Here is a 22,634-nt window from a genome sequence, read left to right as displayed (position 1 = left end):
TATTTCTTGGAAGTCTCTTATTGAATTTTAATACCAATATAGCCAATCATAATTTCAGTTGGTTTTAAAGGATAAAAATACAATCTCCATGCACCCGGAGTCATGCGAATATGCAAACTAAATAATCTTACTTCTCCGTTAGAATTTTAATTTCATTCATTTGACTTTGTATTTCAAAAAAGTGTAATTGTACATCTTCTGGCTTAATTTTACCACCATGAACAGCAATTCTTATACCATTTAAAATATGATCACTATGACTTTCAAGAATTATCTGAATCCCATAATTTGCTGCTAAAGCTAATAATTGACCTAGTTGTGATTGTCCTTGAGGGTGAAGATGAGATTCAGGATTCTCAATAATTATCATTGTTCCTGGTTTAGAGGAAAGAATTGCTGTTAGAATGGGTAAAGAATAAGTGACACCAAAACCTACATTAAAAGGAGAATATTCTTTACTAACTCCAACTTTACTAACTCCAAAAGAATATTTTATTGTCATTGCATTGGCAACTTGTCTTATGTTAATATTAATATTGGGACTAATTTCTCCCATCCAAGCATCAACTTGATCTTTTAAACTTTGAGATTTACTGCAAGGATGACTTAATTCACTAATGGGAATATCTTGATTACCAAATTCATATAAAAAATGTGCTGTATATTCTCCTTTTTTACCTATTTGTCTATGTTTAACAACATCATTTTCAGACAAAGGATAAGATTCCTCTGGTGTAATTCTTTCTGCACCTAAATAGTGAAAATTATCATTAAATAAATTAAATTGATTAATTGTAGAATCATTACCTATTAATGCAATCGGTAGCACATTACTACTAGGAGAATCATAATCAAAATTCCAGATTGTTTGTTGATCATTTTCCCAAACAATACCAAAGCTAATTAATTCTTCGTCAGCATTTTCATATATAGCATCTTCACCAGTACCTATATACGCTATTTCATTATCAAGTTTTAGCCCATTATTAGGTAAATAATCTGTTCTATAAGCATAACGTAATAAAATCAATGGTTGAATTACAGAAGATTTACCTGTACTATTTAAACCAGAAATTAAGGTAAGAGGTTTAAAATCAAAATTTTCATCTGCAAATGCTTTAAAGTTTTTTAAATGTAATTTTTTAATCATGACAATATACTTTGAATAATTCCTTGAATATGCTTAAATCGCTCTTTGACGATGTTAGCATCTCCAGCACTTTTATATAAGATACTATCAAACTTACCATTTTCTTGTTCTTTTAATAAAACTTTAAGTAAATCTTCTTTTCTTTGTTTAAGAATATTGATTTCCTGATCATTTAATTTAGCCAGGTTAATTGACCATGCTTCCAGTAGTGCTTTATTAATAGGATATCTTGGTTTTTTTCTTGGTTTCCTAAATGCTTGTTCCTCAAATAAATCATCAGCAAGATTCATGATTAACAAAAATCTTTGTTTAATTTTCTCTATTTCAGAATCATCCATTTGATTCATTTCAGTCATTTTTTTATCTAAAAAATAATCATAATCTTTAAAATCCAGGTTATCTATATTACTCGTCATTAAAGATAAAACTTTTAAAATACATTCTTGGTCAATCATCCTTTTATCTTTAATTCCCTTATCTGTTGTTTTTTTAAATTCTGGAGATTCAGAAAGTTCTTTTAATAAATTTGTGATTTTATTTGAAGAGTTTTTAGCATAACGCATTTCTTGAGCAGAAAGTGCAGTTCCTCCTTGATTAATCCGTTTAAATATATTAAAAGTAATTTCGGGTGATGTTCCTCTTAAAAGTAAATATACTGTTAGTTTTGTTTCTTTAATTCTTCTTTTCCAACGAGGTGTAAGTTCCTGATATTTTTTACCATGTAAATCAGTGAAAAAATCTAATCCATTCAGATTAAAACTTTGATCAGTGACAAATTCCTTAAATGTTGTTATTCTTTGGATTCCATCTATGACTAACCATTGATCATCATTAGTTGCATCAATATAAAAAGCAGGTAAAGGAATTTGCAATAAAAGAGATTCAATTAACCGACTTTTTGCAGTTTTAGTCCAAATACCTTCTTTTCGTTGAAATTCAGGTGCGATCATGCGATGATTATTTAATCTGTCCAGAATTTGCTGTACGGTCATGATATTAGTTCCCATACTAATGCAAGTCGGATCAAATCCTTGAGAAAGCGTTGGTTCTTCTTCCTCTTCAATATCTATATCTTCCTCATATTCTGAATTAATATTATTTTGTTGCAAATAGTTTGTTTCTGTCATAATTATATTCTTAAATTATTGCTTGTACTTCCTCTACTAATGTATTTTTGCCCTCGACGGGATACCAAAATAAATCTCCATCTACAAATATATTTGGAGCATTAGCAAACAGATAATCTCAGTTTTGCTGAATTTCTACAAGAATAGGAAACTGAATTGTGTTATTTGCCACCAGTTGTCCGTCACAATCTGAGTAAATGACCTCTAGCTGGGCTGGTGCGGCGATTTGTGAAACCATAACTCTATCCTCAGCAAGATTTTTTCTAATTATCTACTAAATCAAGAAAATATAAAGTGATATCCTGGTTAGAAAATTAAGATGATTGATACTTTACTATAACCTGAGTAAAGATAGTATTATTAAGGATTGTTTCACTGTGTAACCTTTCCTTAGCCTGTCAATATGTCAGAAAACCTAGCTGCTTCTTTAAACGATGTGCTTCCAAACGCTCACAATAGCCAAAATACTATCCGCATTCGGGGTGCTAGGCAGCATAATCTGAAAAATATTGATTTGGAATTACCCCGCGATCGCCTGATTGTCTTTACTGGCGTTTCTGGTTCGGGTAAGTCTTCTTTGGCGTTCGATACCATTTTCGCCGAAGGTCAACGCCGTTATGTGGAATCTCTCAGTGCCTATGCTCGGCAATTTTTGGGACAGTTGGATAAACCCGACGTTGAAGCAATTGAAGGTTTAAGTCCGGCAATTTCCATTGACCAAAAATCAACTTCCCATAATCCCCGTTCAACTGTGGGGACGGTGACGGAAATTTATGATTATTTGCGATTGTTGTATGGTCGGGCGGGTGAACCTCATTGTCCCATGTGCGATCGCTCTATTGCCCCTCAGACCATTGACCAGATGTGCGATCGCATCATGGAACTTCCCGACCGTACCCGCTTCCAAATTTTAGCCCCTGTAGTCCGGGGAAAAAAGGGAACTCACCGTAAATTAATTTCTGGTTTAGCCGCCCAAGGATTTGTCCGCATTCGGGTAAATGGAGAGGTGCGAGAGCTATCAGATTCCATTGAGTTAGATAAAAATAACACACATACTATAGAACTGGTTATTGACAGATTAGTTAAGAAAGATGGTATTCAAGAGCGTTTGGTAGATTCTCTAGCAACTTGTCTTAAGCAATCTAACGGAATTGCCACAATTGAGGTATTAAAAGATACATTGGATAAGATGGCGCTAGAGCGACCTGATAGTAAGTATATAGCAACTGAGGCAGAAAATCAAGGTATTTCCGCACAAGAATTACCCACAGAAATGGTATTTTCGGAAAACTTTGCTTGTCCCGAACATGGTGCGGTAATGGAAGAATTATCGCCCCGATTGTTTTCTTTTAATTCCCCTTATGGTGCTTGTCCCCATTGTCATGGGATTGGGACTTTAAGAAGATTTTCCCCGGAATTGGTTGTCCCTAATCCAGATTCGCCCATGTATGCAGCGATCGCTCCTTGGTCAGAAAAGGAAAACTCCTATTATTTGGAGTTGTTATATGCTGTGGGGTTGAATTATGGCTTTGAGTTACAAACTCAATGGGGGAAGTTGACACCGGAACAGCAAAAAGTTGTCTTGTATGGGGAAGAGAAACGAACCACAGAGGCGCAGAGGTCGCAGAGTTTTAAGGGTGTAATTCCCATTTTACAAAGACAGTATGAAGGGGGAACGGAGTTAGTTAAACAGAAATTAGAAGAATATTTAATTGACCAACCCTGTGAAGTTTGTGGTGGGAAAAGATTAAAACCCGAAGCCTTAGCTGTGAAGTTGGGACAATATGGGATTTTAGATTTTACCAGTGTTTCCATTCGGGAATGTCGGGAAAGAATCGAAAAATTAAAATTGAGTGCTAGACAAACTCAAATAGCTGATTTAGTTCTCAGAGAAGTTAAAGCCAGATTACAATTTTTATTAGATGTTGGCTTAGATTATCTCACCTTAGATCGTCCCGCCATGACATTATCAGGTGGAGAAGCCCAACGCATTCGATTAGCCACACAAATCGGTTCAGGACTAACAGGAGTTCTTTACGTTTTAGATGAACCAAGCATTGGGTTACATCAAAGAGATAACGGAAAATTACTCAAAACATTAACCAAATTACGCGACTTAGGAAATACCTTAATAGTTGTGGAACATGATGAAGAAACTATCCGCGCTGCTAACTATATAGTTGATATTGGTCCCGGTGCAGGAATTCATGGGGGAAATATTATTTCCCAAGGCAGTTTTGAGGATTTACTCAACGCAGAAGCATCTTTAACTGGTGCTTACCTATCAGGAAGAAGAGTGATCACTACCCCAGCTAAAAGACGAGAAGGAAATGGCCGCGCCTTAACTATTAGAAATGCCCATCGTAACAACTTACAAAATATAGATGTAGAAATTCCCTTGGGAAAACTTGTCTCCGTTACAGGTGTTTCTGGTTCAGGAAAATCTACCTTAATTAACGAATTACTTTATCCAGCCTTACAACATCATTTACTGAAAAAAGCTCCCGCACCCAAAGACATGGATGAAATCAAGGGTTTAAACTGCGTTGATAAAGCCATTGTCATTGACCAATCACCCATTGGGAGAACTCCCCGTTCTAACCCTGCAACTTACACCGGAGTTTTCGATATTATTCGTGATGTCTTTTCCCAAACCGTAGAAGCCAAAACTAGAGGTTACAAACCTGGACAATTTTCTTTTAATGTCAAAGGTGGACGTTGCGAAGCTTGTAGTGGACAAGGTGTAAACGTTATCGAAATGAACTTTTTACCTGACGTTTATGTGCAATGTGAAATTTGCAAAGGTGCGAGATATAACCGGGAAACTCTCCAAGTTAAATATAAAGATAAATCAATTTCTGATGTTTTGAATATGACCGTTGAAGAAGCATTAGATTTTTGTCAAAACATTCCCAAAGCCGTAACTAGATTACAAACTCTATTTGATGTTGGTTTGGGTTACGTGCAATTAGGACAACCAGCCACAACCTTATCCGGTGGAGAAGCACAACGGGTGAAATTAGCCACAGAATTATCTCGACGTGCCACAGGAAAAACACTTTATTTAATTGATGAACCCACCACAGGTTTATCTTTTTATGATGTCCACAAATTGTTGGACGTTTTACAAAGATTGGTAGATAAAGGCAATTCAATTTTAGTGATTGAACATAATTTAGATGTAATTCGTTGTTCTGATTGGGTGATAGATTTAGGACCAGAAGGAGGAGATAAAGGCGGAGAACTGATTGCTGCGGGAACGCCAGAAGAAGTGGCAAAAAATCCGCGTTCTTATACTGGTCAATATTTACAGCAGGTATTAGCACAATATCCAGCAGTGGGGTGATTTTTTCTCATGCAAAGAGGCAGAGGAAAGAGTACGAAGAGAGGACTTTGCTGGGAGTTCCTCTTTTTCAGTTACGTGTTATAGTTGTATTTATACAAATTACACTTTAAGCATATATTATGCGTGATTTATTCCCTGGCTATTATCAGCCTACAAAAGAAGAGTTTACTGAACTATGGAAGGAATGTGTTTTTTCTTTTGATACAAATGTTTTATTACATATTTATCGTTACTCTCCTAAAACAAGAAAAAGATTGTTTGATATTCTCCAAAAGCTTCAAGAAAGAATTTGGATTCCACATCAGGTAGTTTACGAGATTCATAAGAATCGCTTAACCGTAATATCTGATCAGTCATTAGCTTATAAAGACATCGAAATTATTTTAGAGAAGAATCTAACTATAGGCTCATTAAAAGAGCAGCTATTCAAGAAGTATAAAAGGCATCCTTTTATTGATATAAAGCAAATTATCGAAGAAATTGAAGGAGCTATTACTAAAACAAAAGATGATTTACAAGCTGCAAAGCAAGAACATCCTGATTTTCAAGAAAATGATGAACTGTGGAATCAATTAATAGCCATTATAAATGGTAAGGTCGGATATAGAATTGCAAATATTTACCACAGCACAAAGCTTGTCTATGTATACAAAAGGAGAACTACAAAGAAAACTGCAAGTTATAAAAGAAGAGCAAGCTTGGCTCAAAATAGAACTAAAACGATTCAAGTTAAATGAAGATAAATTTGATATTACTCCTATTAGCACATTACGAGCTTATGACAAACTTATAACCCTACAAAAAGTACAAAGTCTTGTGGAAGAAAAACTAGCAGAATTAGAATAGATGAACCTAAAATTTAAAAACTCTTAATCCCTTTTCCTTCTTCCTCCCTCTTCCTTCGTGTCCTTTGCGTCTTCGTGGTTCAATTACTACCCACCCTCAATATCAACGGGAAAATATATGACTAAAAATAATTTATTTACCCGCAAAAAACTCCAGCTATTATTAGCAATTCTGAGTTTCGCTACTTTTTCCCTTTTACCTATTCTCCCATAAAAAGCCAAAAATATCCCCTTATCTGTAGGTTGGGTTGACGCAAGGAAACCCAACATTAAGAACTTTCAACAGCTACAAACGAATAATTTAAGTTAGAAAATATGAGATTTCACGACATATTTACCACTACTGATTTTGGATACATGATCAAGGATTTATAAAACATCCTCTAAGAAAATTACGTCAAAATTGCTCCCCCCATTAACCGCTCATACCTATACCTTAACTCATCCTGCATTAATGGCCAACGCGCCAAACTTGCATCCATATCAATCACTTTTTCTGCTGCTTGTCGCGCTAACAGCAAAATGTCCTCATCTTCCACCAAACTAGCTAAAGTAAAATCTGCTACACCAGATTGACGAGTTCCCATCACCTCCCCAGGACCGCGAAACCGCATATCCATTTCCGAGATAAAAAACCCATCTTGGGACTGTTCCAACACCTTCAAACGTTGTTGAGCATCAGGGCTTCTGGTACTACTCATTAATAAACAATAGGATTGCGCCGCACCCCGTCCCACTCGCCCCCGCAATTGGTGCAATTGTGATAAACCGAATCTTTCCGCGTGTTCAATCAGCATAACGGTGGCATTAGGTACATCCACGCCCACCTCAATCACAGTCGTAGAAACAATGATTTGAGTTTCATTATCACGAAATTTATTAATTGCTTCTTCTTTTTCGGCTGAAGTCATGCGTCCATGCAATAACCCAACTTGAAAATCAGGAAACACACTTTCTTGTAACTTCTGATGTTCATCTACAGCCGAACGCAAATCTAATTTTTCTGATTCTTCTACCAAAGGTAAAACTATATAAACTTGTCTACCTTGGGCAACTTCTCGGCGGATTAAATCATAAGCTTGGGGACGTTGTTGTCCACTTAACATCGTGGTTTTAATTTGTTGTCTTCCTGGTGGTAATTCATCAATTTGACTAACATCTAAATCCCCATGTACAGTTAATGCTAATGTGCGAGGAATGGGTGTAGCCGTCATCGTTAAAACATGAGGTTGTTCGCCTTTTTGCTGTAACTTTGCTCTTTGTTGTACACCAAACCGATGCTGTTCATCTATGACAACCAAACCCAAACGTTGAAAATTAACTTTATCTTGAATTAAGGCGTGTGTTCCTACCAATAAAGGTAATTCACCTGTTTCTAACTGGGAATGAATTTCTCTTCTTTTAGCTACTTTTGTCGAACCTGTTAATAATTCGACTGGTAAATGGAGGAGATTAAACCAACTTACTAATTTACGATAATGTTGTTCTGCTAATACTTCCGTAGGAGCCATTAACGCCGCTTGATAACCTGATTGAATTGCTGCCAAAATAGCAATAACAGCAACAACAGTTTTCCCTGAACCAACATCACCTTGGACTAAGCGATTCATAGCTACAGGTTTTTGTAAATCGGTGAGAATTTCATTCACAACTCTCTGTTGTGCGCCGGTTAATTGAAAAGGGAGAATTTCGTCGAATTGTTCTAATAATTTGCCTGTGGGTGCAAGTATGGCACTGGTTTGAATTTCTCGCGCTTTTTTTTGCCGTTGCAGTAAGCCAAGTTGTAAGTAGAAAAATTCATCAAATACTAACCGACGACGGGCAATTTTTAAAGAGTCACTATCTTTGGGAAAATGAATATTAGGAATTGCCTCTTTCAATTCCATCAAAGCATATTTTTCTCGTAAACCTTTAGGCAAAGGATCTTTTAAATTCACTGCTGCTGTTAAAGCCGTCATTACAGCCTGTCTGACTGTATTAGCCATTACTCCTTCGGTCAAGGCATAAATAGGGACAACTCGCCCAATAGTTAAAGAATCAATAGGATCTCCTGGATTTGCCAAAACTTCTAATTCTGGATTATCCAAAGTTAAACCATATTTACCACCTTTGACTAATCCACAAGCTGCCAACATACTACCTACAGGATAGTTGCGTTTTAAACTTTCTTGCCAACCACGACTACTAAAACGCGCACCTGCGTAAAAACGGGTAACTTTAATTTGTCCGGTATTGTCTTTTAAAATTAATTCTAAAATTGATAACTTCTTATTTTTAGGACTGGTGAAAAAATTAAATCTTTTGACGGTCGCTATGATAGTTACTGTTTCCCCCCCTTCTAATTCACTAATATTCACCTGACGGGCATAATCAATATGATCACGAGGATAATAAAACAATAAATTCCGAACAGTATGTAAATCCAACCGCGCTAAACTATCAGATTTTTTAATGCCAATTTCTGGTAAATCTCTAAGTTTTTTATCCAGTGTTGGTGCTAATTTTTTACTAATTTCGGCAACAATTGGCGTGGTGGGATGTTGGTTTTTAGATTCGTAATTTATTTTGGTTTCTTCTGTTTCTAGTTCTTGTTGAAGTTGATTTAGATATCTTCTAATTTCTGCTACTAAGTGTTGTCTTTCTGGTAATGTTAAATTTGGATAGTTGGCAAATTCCATTCCTACTTGATGCCAGCGGGGTCTTTCTTTTGGTGGTAAGGCAGTTGGGAAATTACCAAAAGTCAAACACAGAAATTCACTAAAGCGATACTGCTTACCTATTAAATCTATAAAGCCTTTTTCTGCCTCAAACGCCAAGGCTTTATTTAATCTTATCCAATCGGGTATTTCATTAGTCATTAAACATCTCCAAAATACTAAAATTCCTCTTTTATTCTCGTTTATCTAGTCTACGCTTATATAATTCAGTACACTTTTAATTATAGGTTCATGACTATTGACAATAGATAGAAAATATAATAAGACAAAATATATATCATGTTTTGATAAAAAATATCCATTAAAAATAATAGAGAAAGTCCAGCGCAAGTATAGCACTTTTGAGCAAATATAATAAAACCTATCGATCTAGGTCAGAACATCCGCTAAAAATATAGGTTTTTCTCGTTCCCATACTCTGTATGGGAATGAATTCTAGAAAGCTCTGCCTTCAATGATAGCAGAGGAAGAGCCTCTGTGATAGCATTCCTAGTCAGAGACTGGGAACGAGATTAACCTACGAAGATGGGTTTTGTCTGTGTATACTTCGCAAAGTCACAATTTGAGCCTTTGCTTAAAGGGGATATATAGATGTAAAAACGCAAGTTATGACCTTCTCAAGTATAACTGTGATTGCTAGTCGCTGAGTAATAAATTAGACTTTTCAACCAAACTCTAAGAAAATATTTTCTGCCAGAATGGTCTTGGTTGAATTTCGGGGTAAAACATTTGTCTGTATCCTTTAACAACATCGCTTAAATCCTTTTGCTTAAATTTAGCTAACTTAGCATCTACAATTTGAGCTAAATTTTTGTCTAAATTTTCCTTAGCTTCTGATTTGACCGAAAACAATTTTTCTCCTGAACCGCAATTACCGTCCACAGCTTTAGCCAAGCAAATTGATATTGGACGATTGGATTGATTGCCATCAACTACTATATTAAAATTTAGTCCTTTATTGTAATATTCGTTGAATTTATTGGCTGCATTGTCACAATCTCCCTTAATATCCTTTGATTCGATATACTTGCTATCCCAGTGAATTAGCGGTATTTTTTTCGTTGTTTTGGAATTATAAGCAAAGGTGGTTCGTTTACCTTCAATTTTGCCACATTGAAATAAGTCTTTACTCGTAGGATTGGACTGACTAAAGGTTGGGGTAGCTGTAAGTGCGATCGCTGTAGGCATCACTACCATCGTCAAACCCATGAACAATGATTTTTTAAGTGTCATATAGCTTATGTAGTGTAACTAAATTGGTATTTATAAGAAATATAGCGAATTATTTGACTATTGTCTACTATTTGTAGTAAATATCAATACTAGTTCTGTTATCGCTATCCTTTGGCTATATAGTATTAAATGAGACTAAATTATTTACCATACTGGGTTGTTGGCTGTCTCCCTTTGTGCTTGCTTGCTGTCACAAACCCCACCAGAGCGCAAATCATTCCCGATCAAACTCTATCAGTTAATTCAGCGGTTACATCTCAAGGAAATACAAAAGTCATTAATGGGGGAACTGTTGCTGGCAGTAATTTATTTCACAGTTTTCAGGAATTTTCGGTTGGTACTGGTGAAAGCGCATATTTTAATAATTCTTTAAATATTCAAAATATAGTCACAAGAGTGACAGGTAAATCAATTTCTAATATTGATGGGTTACTCAAGGCTGATGGTAATGCTAATTTATTTTTACTCAATCCTAACGGAATTATTTTTGGTCGTAATTCTACTCTAGATATAGGCGGTTCTTTTGTAGTAAGTACAGCTAATAGTCTCAAATTTACTGACGGTGGTGAATTTAGTGCTATTAATCCTCAAAGTACATCTCTATTGAGTATAACCATGCCTTTGGGATTGCAATTTCCCGGAATGCCTGCAAGCATTATTAATCGTTCTGCTAATCTGCAAGTATCATCTGGAAAAACCATCGCTTTAGTTGGTGGGGATATTAGCTTAGAAAGTGGTAAATTGGCTGCATCACAGGGACGAGTTGAACTAGGTAGTGTTAGTGGTGAAAGTCTAGTGAGTTTGCATCCCACAGCCAATGGTTGGTCTTTAGGATATGACGGTATAAATAATTTTGGTAACATTCAACTACTAACTGAGTCTAAGGTAAGTGCTGATAATGGTGGGGATATTTCTATTCGAGCCAACGATTTAACAGTGACAAATGGCTCTGCAATCTCAGCAAATACTTCTACTACAGCAAATGGTGGTCAAGTTACTATCCAAGCTAACAAAGTCGAAGTTAGTGGTGCATCGGCAAACGGTCAAATCTTCAGTACAATTGCTGCGACATCAACAGGAAGTGGCAATTCTGGAAACATAGAAATTACAACCAACAGGTTAATTACCAAAGAGGGTGGTGATGTGTCGGTGAAGACAGTTGACTCAGGGAAGGGAGGAAACCTCACCGTCAATGCTTCTGAGTCCATAGAACTGATTGGGACTGTATCTATTCCTAATAGTACCATTTTCAGTCGCAGTGGTTTTTTTGCTGCTACCGAAGGCATTGGAGACGGTGGTAATATCACAATTAATACTCCTCTGTTACAGGTGCTAGATGGTGCGCGGGTATCAGTTTCTACTCGCGGTGCAGGAAAAGACGGTATCACCGGAGGTAAGGGAGGTCTCTTAACCGTAAATGCAGCAATGATAGACCTCAGTGGTACGAGCGCTGATGGTAGATTTATCAGTGGTTTGTTTGCTTTGTCTGGAGAAGAAAGACCCAATATTAAAGAAACTGATGCTACAGGTAATGGGGGAAATATCAAGATTGAAACTAGTCAGTTAAATATTAGCAATGGAGCGGGATTATCAGCAGCCACTTTAGGTGTGGGCAAGGGCGGAAATATTACTGTACAAGCTGATACCATAAATATCACTGGAGCATCAACTATTAGTCAGAAGTTTAGCACCTTAGCTACTGACTCTCATGCTACAGGAAACTCAGGAGACATCAAGATTGATACCAAACAGTTAAGAGTGAGTGATGGAGCAGATGTTTCTGTAACAGCTTTTGGAGCAGGGCGTTCAGGAAACCTCACTGTCAATGCTACAGAGTCTATAGAACTCATTGGAGCTAGTGCTATTCCTAATAGTACCATTTTCAGTCGCAGTGGTTTTTTTGCTGCTACCGAAGGCATTGGAGACGGTGGTAATATCACAATTAATACTCCTCTGTTACAGGTGCTAGATGGTGCGCGGGTATCAGTTTCTACTCGCGGTGCAGGAAAAGACGGTATCACCGGAGGTAAGGGAGGTCTCTTAACCGTAAATGCAGCAATGATAGACCTCAGTGGTACGAGCGCTGATGGTAGATTTATCAGTGGTTTGTTTGCTTTGTCTGGAGAAGAAAGACCCAATATTAAAGAAACTGATGCTACAGGTAATGGGGGAAATATCAAGATTGAAACTAGTCAGTTAAATATTAGCAATGGAGCGGGATTATCAGCAGCCACTTTAGGTGTAGGCAAGGGCGGAAATATTACTGTACAAGCTGATACCATAAATATCGCTGGAGCATCAACTGTTAGTCAGAAGTTTAGCACCTTAGCTACTGACTCTCGTGCTACAGGAGACTCAGGCGACATCAAGATTGATACCAAACAGTTAAGAGTGAGTGATGGAGCAGATGTTTCTGTAACAGCTTTTGGAGCAGGGCGTTCAGGAAACCTCACTGTCAATGCTACAGAGTCTATAGAACTCATTGGAGCTAGTGCTATTCCTAATAGTACCATTTTCAGCCGCAGTGGTTTATTTGCTGCTACTGAAGGGATTAAAGACGGTGGATCTTTAACTGTGAATACATCTCTACTGATAGTTAAAGATGGTGCCAGAATTTCCGTATCCACTCGTGGTAAGGGTGAAAATGGCATCCCTGGAGGCAAGGGAGGTAACTTGATTGTTAATGCCAAAGAAATTGAACTGAGTGGTATAGGTAAGGTGCAACTGCTCCGCAATGGTCAGACCGAAACACGCACATTTCCCAGTGGATTGTTTGCGTTGTCTGGAGAGATCAGACCAAATATTGCAGACAATGAAGCTACGGGTGCAGGTGGTAACTTAGAAATTAACACTGACTTGTTAACTGTGCGAGATGGTGCAGAAGTATCAGTAACTGCCAAAGGTGCAGGAATAGCAGGAAACTTAGTTACAAAAGCCAATGGAATTAGATTGCAAGATGGCTCAATTATTGGTGCAACGGTGCAGGGTAGCGGCGCTAACATTACCTTAGAAGTTCGGGATTCTTTGCAACTAAGGGGTAACTCTCAAATCTCCACGACTGCTGGGGAAAATGGGGATGGAGGAAACATCAAAATCACCGCAGATACCCTGGCTATTCTAGAAAATAGTAGCATTAGCGCTGATGCTGGTAGACAAGGTGGTAATGTGCAAATTACAACCAAAGGAATTTTCTCCCTTCCAAATGCGATTACTGCCAGTTCTGCACAGGGAGCGCAATTTAGTGGCAATGTGTTAATAAATACTCCTGATATTCAACCGACTCAAGGGTTAATTGCTCCCCCTGAAAAATTTCTTAGTCCTGAAAATCAGGTAGCTTCAGCTTGTGCTTCGGAAAAAGGACAAAACCGCAGTCAATTTATTATTACTGGACGTGGTGGACTACCACCTGATCCCACAGAACCACTCAGTAGTGAAACGGTGAGGGTAAGTTCATCAAAATTGTCATCAGATCATAATTCTATAACTTCAGTACAGTTACCACAACCGGCGACGGGGTGGGGAGTTAATCACAAAGGTGAACTGATCTTAATTGCTAATACAGCAAATTTACCAGGTCAGAGTTCTCAAATACCCTCTGCTAATTGTCATGTCCATTAAATATCGTAGCCTTGCTTTTTTATCTGAGTTGTTAGTGCTAAATCTGGGATTTTTGGCTGTGGATGGGATATTTTTTTCAGTGCGATCGCAAAATATCCCTCCTACTCAAATTCCAGTTAATCCTACTATCCCTGAACTCCCATCTAAACTTAAACCGTTACTTTCTCCAGAAGAACTCAAGGAAATTTTACCCCCAGATGCCAATAAACCAGAACAAAATTTCGATGTTTCTGGAAGTATTCAGGTTAATAAATTTGAGTTTGTTGGTAATACGAAATCAGTATTTAGTGATAAAAGATTAGCGAAGGAGTTGCAGGAATTTACTAATAAAGATATTACTTTTACGGAATTATTACAAGCTGCTGCTAAAATTACTAATCTTTACGCTGAAGAAGGATATGTTACTTCCGGTGCTTATATTCCAGCACAAACCTTAACAGGTTGTTTGGTGAAACCAGAACAAACTTCTCACAGTTGTGATATCACAATCCAGATTGTTGAAGGAAGTTTAGAAGAAATTCGTATTAGTCGAGATGAGAACAGTAAAAACTTTTTGCATGATAGTTATGTGCGATCGCGTTTGAATTTAGCCACCGGAAAACCTCTAAATATCCGCAATTTAAAACAAGCTTTACAATTTCTACAATTAAATCCTTTAATTAAAAGTCTTTCTGCGGAATTATCTGCGGGGACAATTCCTGGCACTAATTTACTGAAAATTAAAATAGAAGAAGCAAACACTGACAATATTAAAATCATTGCTGATAATAGTAGAAATCCTAGTATTGGCAGTTTTCGGCGCGGTTTAGAAATAGAAGAATCCAACTTAACTGGATTAGGAGATAGTCTGAATCTAGCTTATAATAATACCGATGGTAGCAACGCCATAAATGCCAATTACACCATACCAATTAATCCCCGCAATGGAACTATTGGTTTTAGTTATAGCAACACCGAAAGTACCATCATTGAACACCCATTTGATGAATTAGATATTAAATCAAATTCTCGCAATTTTGAACTTACTTTACGTCAACCCATAATCGAGAAAGCTAATCAAGAATTTAGAGAAGAATTAGCACTTGGTTTCACACTAAATAGAAAGGAAAGTAATAGTTCTCTATTAGGAGTAAACTTTCCTATATCTGTAGGAGCAGACGCACAAGGAAGCACGCGAATTTCTGCATTGCGATTCTTTCAAGAATGGAACCGGAAAAGTTTGCAGCAAGTCTTTATTGCTCGTTCTCAATTTAGTTTAGGTGTGGGAACATTTGGTGCAACAATTAATAATCAAGCACCTGATAGTCGCTCTTTTGCATGGAGAGGACAATTACTATGGTTACACTCACTTGGTTCTCAAACTGATAATCCCAAACTGAAACCAAAAATTTTACTTCGTTCTGATTTACAATTAGCAACTAGATCACTTTTACCTTTGGAGCAATTTACATTAGGTGGTGTTTTCAACGGGCGGGGTTATCGTCAAGATGCTATTTTTAGTGATAATGGATTTTTTAGTTCTGCGGATTTTCAATTACCGATTTACAATACCAATAATGGAGAAAATATTTTACAATTAATTCCATTCATTAATGTTGGAACTACTTGGAATAGCTCTAGTAAACCAAATCCTGATTCTAATACCCTAGCTTCTTTAGGTTTAGGTTTACAGTGGCAAATGGGCGAAAAATTAAAAGCTCGTTTAGATTATGGCATTCCTTTAGTTAAAATTAATTCAATAGATAGAACATGGCAAGACAACGGTGTTTATTTTTCCATGCAGTACAACCTCTTCTAAAACCAATATTTATGTGGAAATATCGTCGCAAATTAACAACATTTTTCTTGGCATTATTAACGCTAATTTCAACCTTGATTTTTCCTATTTTCTCTGCTAATAAAGTGACAGGAACTGAAATAAAAATAAAACCAACTTCGGTTCTTATTTCTCAAGTATCTAATAGCTTGAATTTAGAACAGCAAGGGAAAAAATACTATGATATTGGCAACTTTTCTGAAGCAGCCAAAATCTGGCAACAAGCAGCAGATGCTTATGGTAAAGACGAAGAAGGCAAAAATAGAAATCTTATTAATAAAGCCAAAGCTTTGCAATCCTTGGCTTTGTATCCTGAAACTTGTAGTCAACTATTACAAGTGTTTAATATTGTTGACTTCAAATGTGAGCAGTTAAAGAGTAGTGATAAAAGTATTGATAAAAAAAATATCGAAAAAACTATCAAAAATCTAGAATTACAACCAGATTCTCTAAATAAAGTCATTGGTTTGCGGCTTTTAGGTGAAACATTCCAAAAATTTGGACAATTAGAACTTTCTCAACAACTTTTTTTAGAAATTAGTAAAATAGCAGCACAACAATACCCAGATCAGCAAAGTGCAATATTTATTGGTTTAGGAAATATAGAAAGAGCTATTGGTAATAGAGAGCGAGATAAGTTAAATTATACTTCGCAAATTGAGTTTATTCTTAGTGAACAGTGTAATAATGAATTTAATCTACATGATGAAAATAAAATCAAAAATAAAATCAAATGTACTAACAATGAATATATAGATATAAAATCATATTATGAAGCATTTGGACATTATAATAAAGCTAAAAAAGATTATAACCAAGCAGCAAATAATCATACTAACTCCATAACAGGAATTCAAGCAGAACTAAATCAACTCAGTCTATTATTAGATATACAAGAATGGTGGAATGAACAATTTAATAAAAGTCAAAGATATCAACCATATACTTGGACTGAATTAAAAGATGATCTAAATAATCAAATCGAATATTTATGGAAATCTATTAATTATCATTTAGTTAAATTACCTGAAAGTCCTCAAATAATTCGTGAGTTAGTATACGCAAAGATTAATTTTGCAGAAAGTTTAACTCGGTGGAGAAAAAATACTCAAAACGATAAACTTCCACAAGAACAAGAAATTGCTCAACTTCTATCAACAGCTATTCAAAACGCTCGTACATTTAAAGATCAGCAAGCTGAAGCACTTGCTTTAACTCATCTTGCTAAGTTATACGAACTACAATCACAGAAAGAAAACTTAACAAAAAAAGACAGAGTTGATAACCTTTCTCAAGCGAAAATTTTCACAGAACAAGCTTTAATGCTGTTAAATAATCTGAATTTTGATAATCGGCAAATTCTATATCGTAATAGACACCAATTAGGACGCATTTTAAGAGATTCAGAAAATATTGAAGGAGCATTAATATCTTATGCTGAAGCATGGAATATACTTCAGTCACTGCGAGCAGATTTAGTCAATAGTGCTGATAACCAGTTTTCTTTTCGTCAAAATGTCGAACCCGTGTATCGAGAATTTATTGATTTACTATTGCAAGCTGAGGTAAAAAACATTGATTTCAAAAAATTAAACTTGGTATTAATCAATAATATCACCACAGTATATAGTTCTCAGGAAGAAAAAACTGAAAAAAATATTCCCTTCAACATAGCTCGTTTAGTTATGGAATCGCTGCAATTGGCAGAGTTAGATAACTTCCTCCAAGATCCTTGTTTACCACCAATAGAAAAGTTAGTACAAATTGAAAATATTGATGAAAAAGCAGCAGTTATTTATCCGATTCTTTTGAAAGATAGACTAGAGGTTCTTCTCTTTCAAAAAAATAAATCTCCTTATCATTATTCAGTTATTAAAGATTCGCCAACAGATTTTAATCAAACTATCGAAAAATTCGCAGACCTTATCTATAGTCAAGTTGAGGATGGAAAATTATCTGCTTTGGAACAACAGAATAGAGATAGAAATGAAAAGTTTAATGAGAATAAAGAAGAGCTTCTAAAAGTTTCTCAACAACTATATAAATGGTTAATTGAACCGCTAAAACAAAAAAATCATTTGAACAATGTTGAAGTTGAAACTTTAGTATTTGTACTAGACCGTGTTTTCCAAAACATTCCCTTAGCTGCTCTTCATGATGGTGAAAATTATTTAATTGAAGATTATAATATAGCTATAAGTGTGGGTCAACAACTCAAAGACTCAAAACGACTTGAACCAAAAAATATAGAGATTTTAGCGGCTGGTTTGAGTAAAGAGGTTTCAGTCCAAGGGAATAAATTTCCTGAACTCAAAGATACAAAAGATGAGTTAGAAAATATTAAAAATTTAAAGAATAAACTCAGAATAAGTCCAAAAATACTTTGTGATGATAAAGAAATTTGTTCCCAAGAATTTACAAAACATAATGTTCAAATAGAGATGAAATCCTCTCCTACTGTAGTACACCTATCAACACACGGTGTTTTCAGTTCTAACCGAGAGCAAACGTTTATTGTCACTAGTGATATTGACGACAACACGATTAAAATAGATGATTTTCAGAATTTACTCAACCCCCAAGGTAAAAGTAGAAACAAAAATATTGAGTTACTGGTTTTAAGTGCTTGTCAAACAGCTTCAGGAGACGAGAAAGCAGCCTTGGGTATGGCTGGGGTAGCTTTGCGTTCCGGTGCAAATAGTACCATTGCTAGTTTATGGCCTGTATCAGCTAAAGGTACAACAGAGTTAATGAAGAAATTCTATGCAAATTTAACTAACTCTGATCCAGAAATGACTAGAGCGAAAGCACTTCGCGAAGCCCAAATTTCTCTCATGGAACAAAATGGATATCAACATCCTTTTTACTGGGCGGCTTTTACCCTTATAGGTAGTTGGCTTTAGCTATATTGAGGAATTAGGGTGATTAGAAAAGAAGTTCTTACACCTCTTCTTTTTTTATTCACAAAACTATCCATATTCATCTTATTTACTTTTAATTTCCTTTAAGAGTTGATCACGAAGTTCTTCCGCCTTTTTTTTTCCAGGCTCAAATTTACTTCTATCATACTCGTCTGCTTTATCAATTGCTTTCTGGAATTCTTTAATAGCTTCTTCTAAAAGTTGTATGGCTTTATTCTTATCTGATGGATTTAATTGTTCGGCTTGGTACATTAAGGTTTCACCTTTATTATATAAGTTTAAAGAACAACCTTTATTCAGGTCTGTTGGAGATTGATGACCTTTATTTTGAGGATAACAACTTAACTGAATAGCCTGTTCAAAAGATGCCTTTGCCCTATCATAATCTTGCAAATCTTTTTGAGCATATCCTAAACAAGACCAACCACTAAAATCATTTTGATTATTATTAGTTGCTTTTTCACAAACACTCTCTGCATCTATATATTTTTTTTGATTATTATAGATTTGTCCTATGCTAACTTGAGGAAGTATATAAGTTTTATCATTTGCTATTTTTTGTGACATATTATAATCTGCGATTGCTTTTGTATATTTTTTTTGACCATTTAGCGCATTTCCTTTTAATAAATAAGCCTCTTTAGATGGACGGATATTGATGGATTTCTGACAATCTATTTCAGCTTCACCATAATTTTCCCGCTCATTTTTTTCCTTACAACTTATCAGCAAAGTCATTTCTGGTGGTTCTGGTCTGTTTAGTTTCCAAACGATATACGCTAAAAATCCTATACTAAATACACTAAAGATGAACAATAATTTCTTATCCTTCTTTAACCATTTCACAATTCCATTTTGAGGTTTGAATCCTCGACCTAAACTCTTCAAATCCTTCAAAACTTCTTGTGCAGATTGATAACGATCTCCTAAATGAAAGCGCACCATTTTAGTTAATATTTTTGCCAATTTAGAGTTAATCTGGATTCCATTCGGCAAGATTACCTCATTACGCGAATCTCTTTTTAAAGATTGAGGATGTACTCCTGTTAAAAGTTGAATAGCTGTCATCCCTAAAGCATAAATATCACTACTGGGTTCTGGTTGATTTTCTTTTTGTTCAAAAGGCATATATCCATCCGTTCCCCCTGGTTGCTTAACTATTTTGTTATTTCTATACTCTAAAGTAAAAATTTCCTTGAATTTAGAAAAATCAATGAGAATAAATTTTTTATCTTCTGTTCGTTGAATTAAGTTAGAAGGCTTAATATCACCGTGAATAATACCTTGTTGATGGATAGGAGACAATAATTCTAAAACATCTGTTAAGAAAGCAGTAATTTCTGATTCATTCCAATGCTTACCTGTTTTAATTTTGTCGCTGAGATTTTCACCGTCTATAAATTCATAAACTAAAGATAAAGTTATTCCCTCTATAAAGTGATCTAATAAATTGGAAACTTGTGGGTAACGATCAAAATTTTGTGTTGATTCAAATAGAGTTTCTAAACGAGATCTTACTTCGTTGAAAATATGTGAATTATTGGTTGTCAGAATAAATTGCTTAACAATACAACGACGGTTTTGTCTAGCACTGCGAGTATCATTTGCTAAATATGTATGACTAAAACCACTACCACCCAAATAGCTAATAATTTTATAGCGTTGAATTAATTCTTGACCCAAGAAAGTTAGTGGTTTTAAATCTACGAGAACATCATTAGCTGTTGAGTAACGTTTTTGTAAACTGACCCGCACCATCTTAGTTAAGATTCTCGCTAAGTTTGGGTTAACGGAAATCAGATTTTTCCATATAACTTTATTATCAGAATCTTCTTCTAAATCTTGAGGACTCACTCCTGTTAAAAGTTGAATTGCTGTCATACCCAAAGCATAGATATCACTGGCAAATTGTGGTCTTCCTGCAAATTGTTCTGGGGGCGTATAACCTAGCGAAAACACAGGTATTGTTGTAACTGTTATGCCATCAGGTTCTAAGGTTAAGGTACTAACTTCTTTAACTGCACCAAAATCAATGAGAAAAATCATTCCATCCTGGTCTCTCTTCATTAAATTTGTTGGTTTTATATCTAAATGTTTAACATTTTTAATATTGTTATGATGAATGTGATTTAATATTTTTAATACCTCATGAAGAATATTAATAACATCCGTTTCCGTGAAAATCTGATTTTTAAAATCCCTACCTTGAATATATTCTTGTACTAAATACAATCTTTGATTTTCTTCAAATTCATCATAAAGTTGTGGTATTTGTGGATGATTTCCTAATACACGCAATATTGCTGCCTCATCGCTGAACATCTTTCTTACGGTATTCCATGTTTTTGGATCTGTAGAATGGTATCTTAGGTATTTTATCACCCGATAAGACCCTGGTAACTGTGTATCTTCTACTAGATATGTCTCACCAAATCCCCCATAACCTATAGGATTTATTATTTTATAACGCCCTTTTATAATTTCCCCATTTTTGTGTTCGTATTGTTGTGGCATATAGGGTAGTGCAAGTTATTGTTAAGTAAGTAATTAATTGCAAGTTTAAATACGAATACATCGAATAGAAGTTGATGTATTTTTAGAAACAAAAAACTCCTTGGCGCTGTTTTGGGAGTCTTTTAACCTATTTTTAGGTTTTAATCAATTTTCTGCATAAATTATACTACACTTATTTATACCATTTTCCAGAATATCAGCATTTTTTACTTTCCATCCGATAAATCCTAAAAACAAGCCCTGGCGATTGTAAATCACGGAACCACACAAACAAAGTCCACCTGCGTGGACTAGATGCGGTTTCCAACCGCCGATTTAATGTTAATAGGACTCTAATCCTCAAACCAACTGGCACGCCAAGCGGCTTCGGCTTCAGCAATTTTAAGTTCTCGTTGCCTTTTTTGATATTCTCGTCCTAGTTTATTCAATTGCATTAAAATATTGCGAATTGCTTTGCGTTCTGCCAATAGTGTCGCTTCAGCAAATTCTATTTCTCCTAGTCGTAAGTGAATAGCCATAATCTGAGTCAGGCTAGAATCTTCGGAATCTTCCTCGTCACTAATTTCTATCACTAAGTTTAATAGATTGGGAGGACTAGGTATCATATTACTAGAACCCTCTGAGGAAGCAGCAGCAGCGGTGGCTGCGACTAAAATTGGTTCTGGTAGTTTTTTGGGGAGAACTCCGGTTTTTTGGATTAAAATATTAGCTGCTTGTGAGACTTTTTTCAAAGTTTCTTGAATTGCTTCTTCTAAATCTTGTTGCCATTCAACTAGTTCTATGGGATTAGAAGGATCTAAGGCTTTAGGTTGTTGTTCGTTTTCTTCGTTTTCTTCATGTTCTTCGTTTTCTTCATGTTCTTCATTTTCTGCTTCAATGTTCTCTTGTTCTTCAGTTTCTATAACTGCTTCTGTTTGGGTAGCTTCTGGGGGTTGAATATAACTAATTAATTCTTTAGCGGCTTGTTGACTGAACTTACGAATGCCTTGTTGTAATTTTTGCCGCTGATTTAGTGATAAGTTCAGAAATTCATCAGGATATCCCTGGGTACACAGGTAATAACTAGCTAAAATCAATTGTTTTTGTAAGGCTGAACCCAGTATATGTATATATCTAGCATAGGCTAAATTGAGTTCGTAAGCGATCGCACTAATTGCCTCTTTTAAGTCAGTAATATCTTTTTCTATCCGTTCAATTGCTCTAGCCATAAGTTTAAGCTGGTGAGTTGTCAGTTGCTTTATATAGTACAAATATACAGAATTTTGAATAAATAATCATCATATAAAGCACAGGACAGCGTGTTATTTATTACCTTAAGTTGACACCAGTAAGCACTAATAAACCTCC

At 35.6% G+C, this 22,634-nt stretch carries 11 protein-coding genes; 5 read left to right on the top strand and 6 right to left on the bottom strand.

Annotation, left to right across the window (positions count from 1 at the left end):
• Positions 1–127: 127 nt before the first annotated feature.
• Both AA650_RS02610 and AA650_RS02605 read right to left on the bottom strand, forming a co-directional pair.
• Complete coding sequence (locus tag AA650_RS02610; RefSeq protein ID WP_053537851.1) at positions 128–1,150, bottom strand: AAA family ATPase; 1,023 nt, start codon at positions 1,148–1,150, stop codon at positions 128–130.
• Complete coding sequence (locus AA650_RS02605) at positions 1,147–2,277, bottom strand: DUF262 domain-containing protein (RefSeq protein WP_053537850.1); 1,131 nt, start codon at positions 2,275–2,277, stop codon at positions 1,147–1,149. The genes AA650_RS02610 and AA650_RS02605 overlap by 4 nt, the downstream gene beginning before the upstream one ends.
• A gap of 403 nt (positions 2,278–2,680) precedes the next feature.
• On the opposite strand from AA650_RS02605, the gene uvrA reads away from it, so the two are divergent.
• Both uvrA and AA650_RS02595 read left to right on the top strand, forming a co-directional pair.
• Complete coding sequence (gene uvrA, locus AA650_RS02600; protein ID WP_053537849.1) at positions 2,681–5,623, top strand: excinuclease ABC subunit UvrA; 2,943 nt, start codon at positions 2,681–2,683, stop codon at positions 5,621–5,623.
• A 119-nt stretch (positions 5,624–5,742) separates the two neighbouring features.
• Positions 5,743–6,360 (top strand): PIN-like domain-containing protein, encoded by a 618-nt coding sequence (locus tag AA650_RS02595; RefSeq protein WP_168636296.1) that lies wholly within the window; start codon positions 5,743–5,745, stop codon positions 6,358–6,360.
• Between the two features lie 500 nt (positions 6,361–6,860).
• On the opposite strand, the gene recG is transcribed toward AA650_RS02595, so the two are convergent.
• Together recG and AA650_RS02580 are read right to left on the bottom strand one after the other, a co-directional pair.
• Positions 6,861–9,326 carry an ATP-dependent DNA helicase RecG gene (gene recG, locus AA650_RS02585; protein WP_053537847.1) on the bottom strand — a complete coding sequence of 822 codons (2,466 nt, stop codon included), beginning with the start codon at positions 9,324–9,326 and terminating at the stop codon, positions 6,861–6,863.
• 534 nt (positions 9,327–9,860) lie between these two features.
• A complete protein-coding gene (locus AA650_RS02580) occupies positions 9,861–10,418 on the bottom strand; it encodes a COP23 domain-containing protein (protein WP_081424117.1) in 558 nt (185 codons plus the stop codon).
• Between the two features lie 129 nt (positions 10,419–10,547).
• On the opposite strand from AA650_RS02580, the gene AA650_RS02575 reads away from it, so the two are divergent.
• Genes AA650_RS02575 through AA650_RS02565 form a run of 3 tightly spaced genes read left to right on the top strand, consistent with a single transcriptional unit; the run spans position 10,548 to position 18,755 of the window.
• The gene (locus tag AA650_RS02575) at positions 10,548–14,036 is read left to right on the top strand and encodes a two-partner secretion domain-containing protein (RefSeq protein ID WP_053537845.1); all 3,489 of its coding nucleotides are present in this window, start codon (positions 10,548–10,550) and stop codon (positions 14,034–14,036) included.
• A complete protein-coding gene (locus AA650_RS02570) occupies positions 14,026–15,834 on the top strand; it encodes a ShlB/FhaC/HecB family hemolysin secretion/activation protein (RefSeq protein ID WP_053537844.1) in 1,809 nt (602 codons plus the stop codon). The genes AA650_RS02575 and AA650_RS02570 overlap by 11 nt, the downstream gene beginning before the upstream one ends.
• A complete protein-coding gene (locus tag AA650_RS02565; RefSeq protein ID WP_081424116.1) occupies positions 15,786–18,755 on the top strand; it encodes a CHAT domain-containing protein in 2,970 nt (989 codons plus the stop codon). Before AA650_RS02570 ends, AA650_RS02565 begins: the two co-directional genes overlap by 49 nt.
• An 81-nt stretch (positions 18,756–18,836) precedes the next feature.
• Here AA650_RS02565 and AA650_RS02560 read toward each other — a convergent pair whose 3' ends face one another.
• Together AA650_RS02560 and AA650_RS02555 are read right to left on the bottom strand one after the other, a co-directional pair.
• Positions 18,837–21,287 carry a protein kinase domain-containing protein gene (locus AA650_RS02560; protein ID WP_053537842.1) on the bottom strand — a complete coding sequence of 817 codons (2,451 nt, stop codon included), beginning with the start codon at positions 21,285–21,287 and terminating at the stop codon, positions 18,837–18,839.
• Between the two features lie 332 nt (positions 21,288–21,619).
• Entirely contained in the window at positions 21,620–22,495 is an 876-nt protein-coding gene (locus AA650_RS02555; RefSeq protein ID WP_053537841.1) for a hypothetical protein, read from the bottom strand.
• Positions 22,496–22,634 lie beyond the last annotated feature (139 nt).

It is taken from the genome of Anabaena sp. WA102 (assembly GCF_001277295.1).
Taxonomy (GTDB): Bacteria; Cyanobacteriota; Cyanobacteriia; order Cyanobacteriales; family Nostocaceae; genus Dolichospermum; species Dolichospermum heterosporum.
This window is presented reverse-complemented; position numbering and strand designations above follow the sequence as displayed.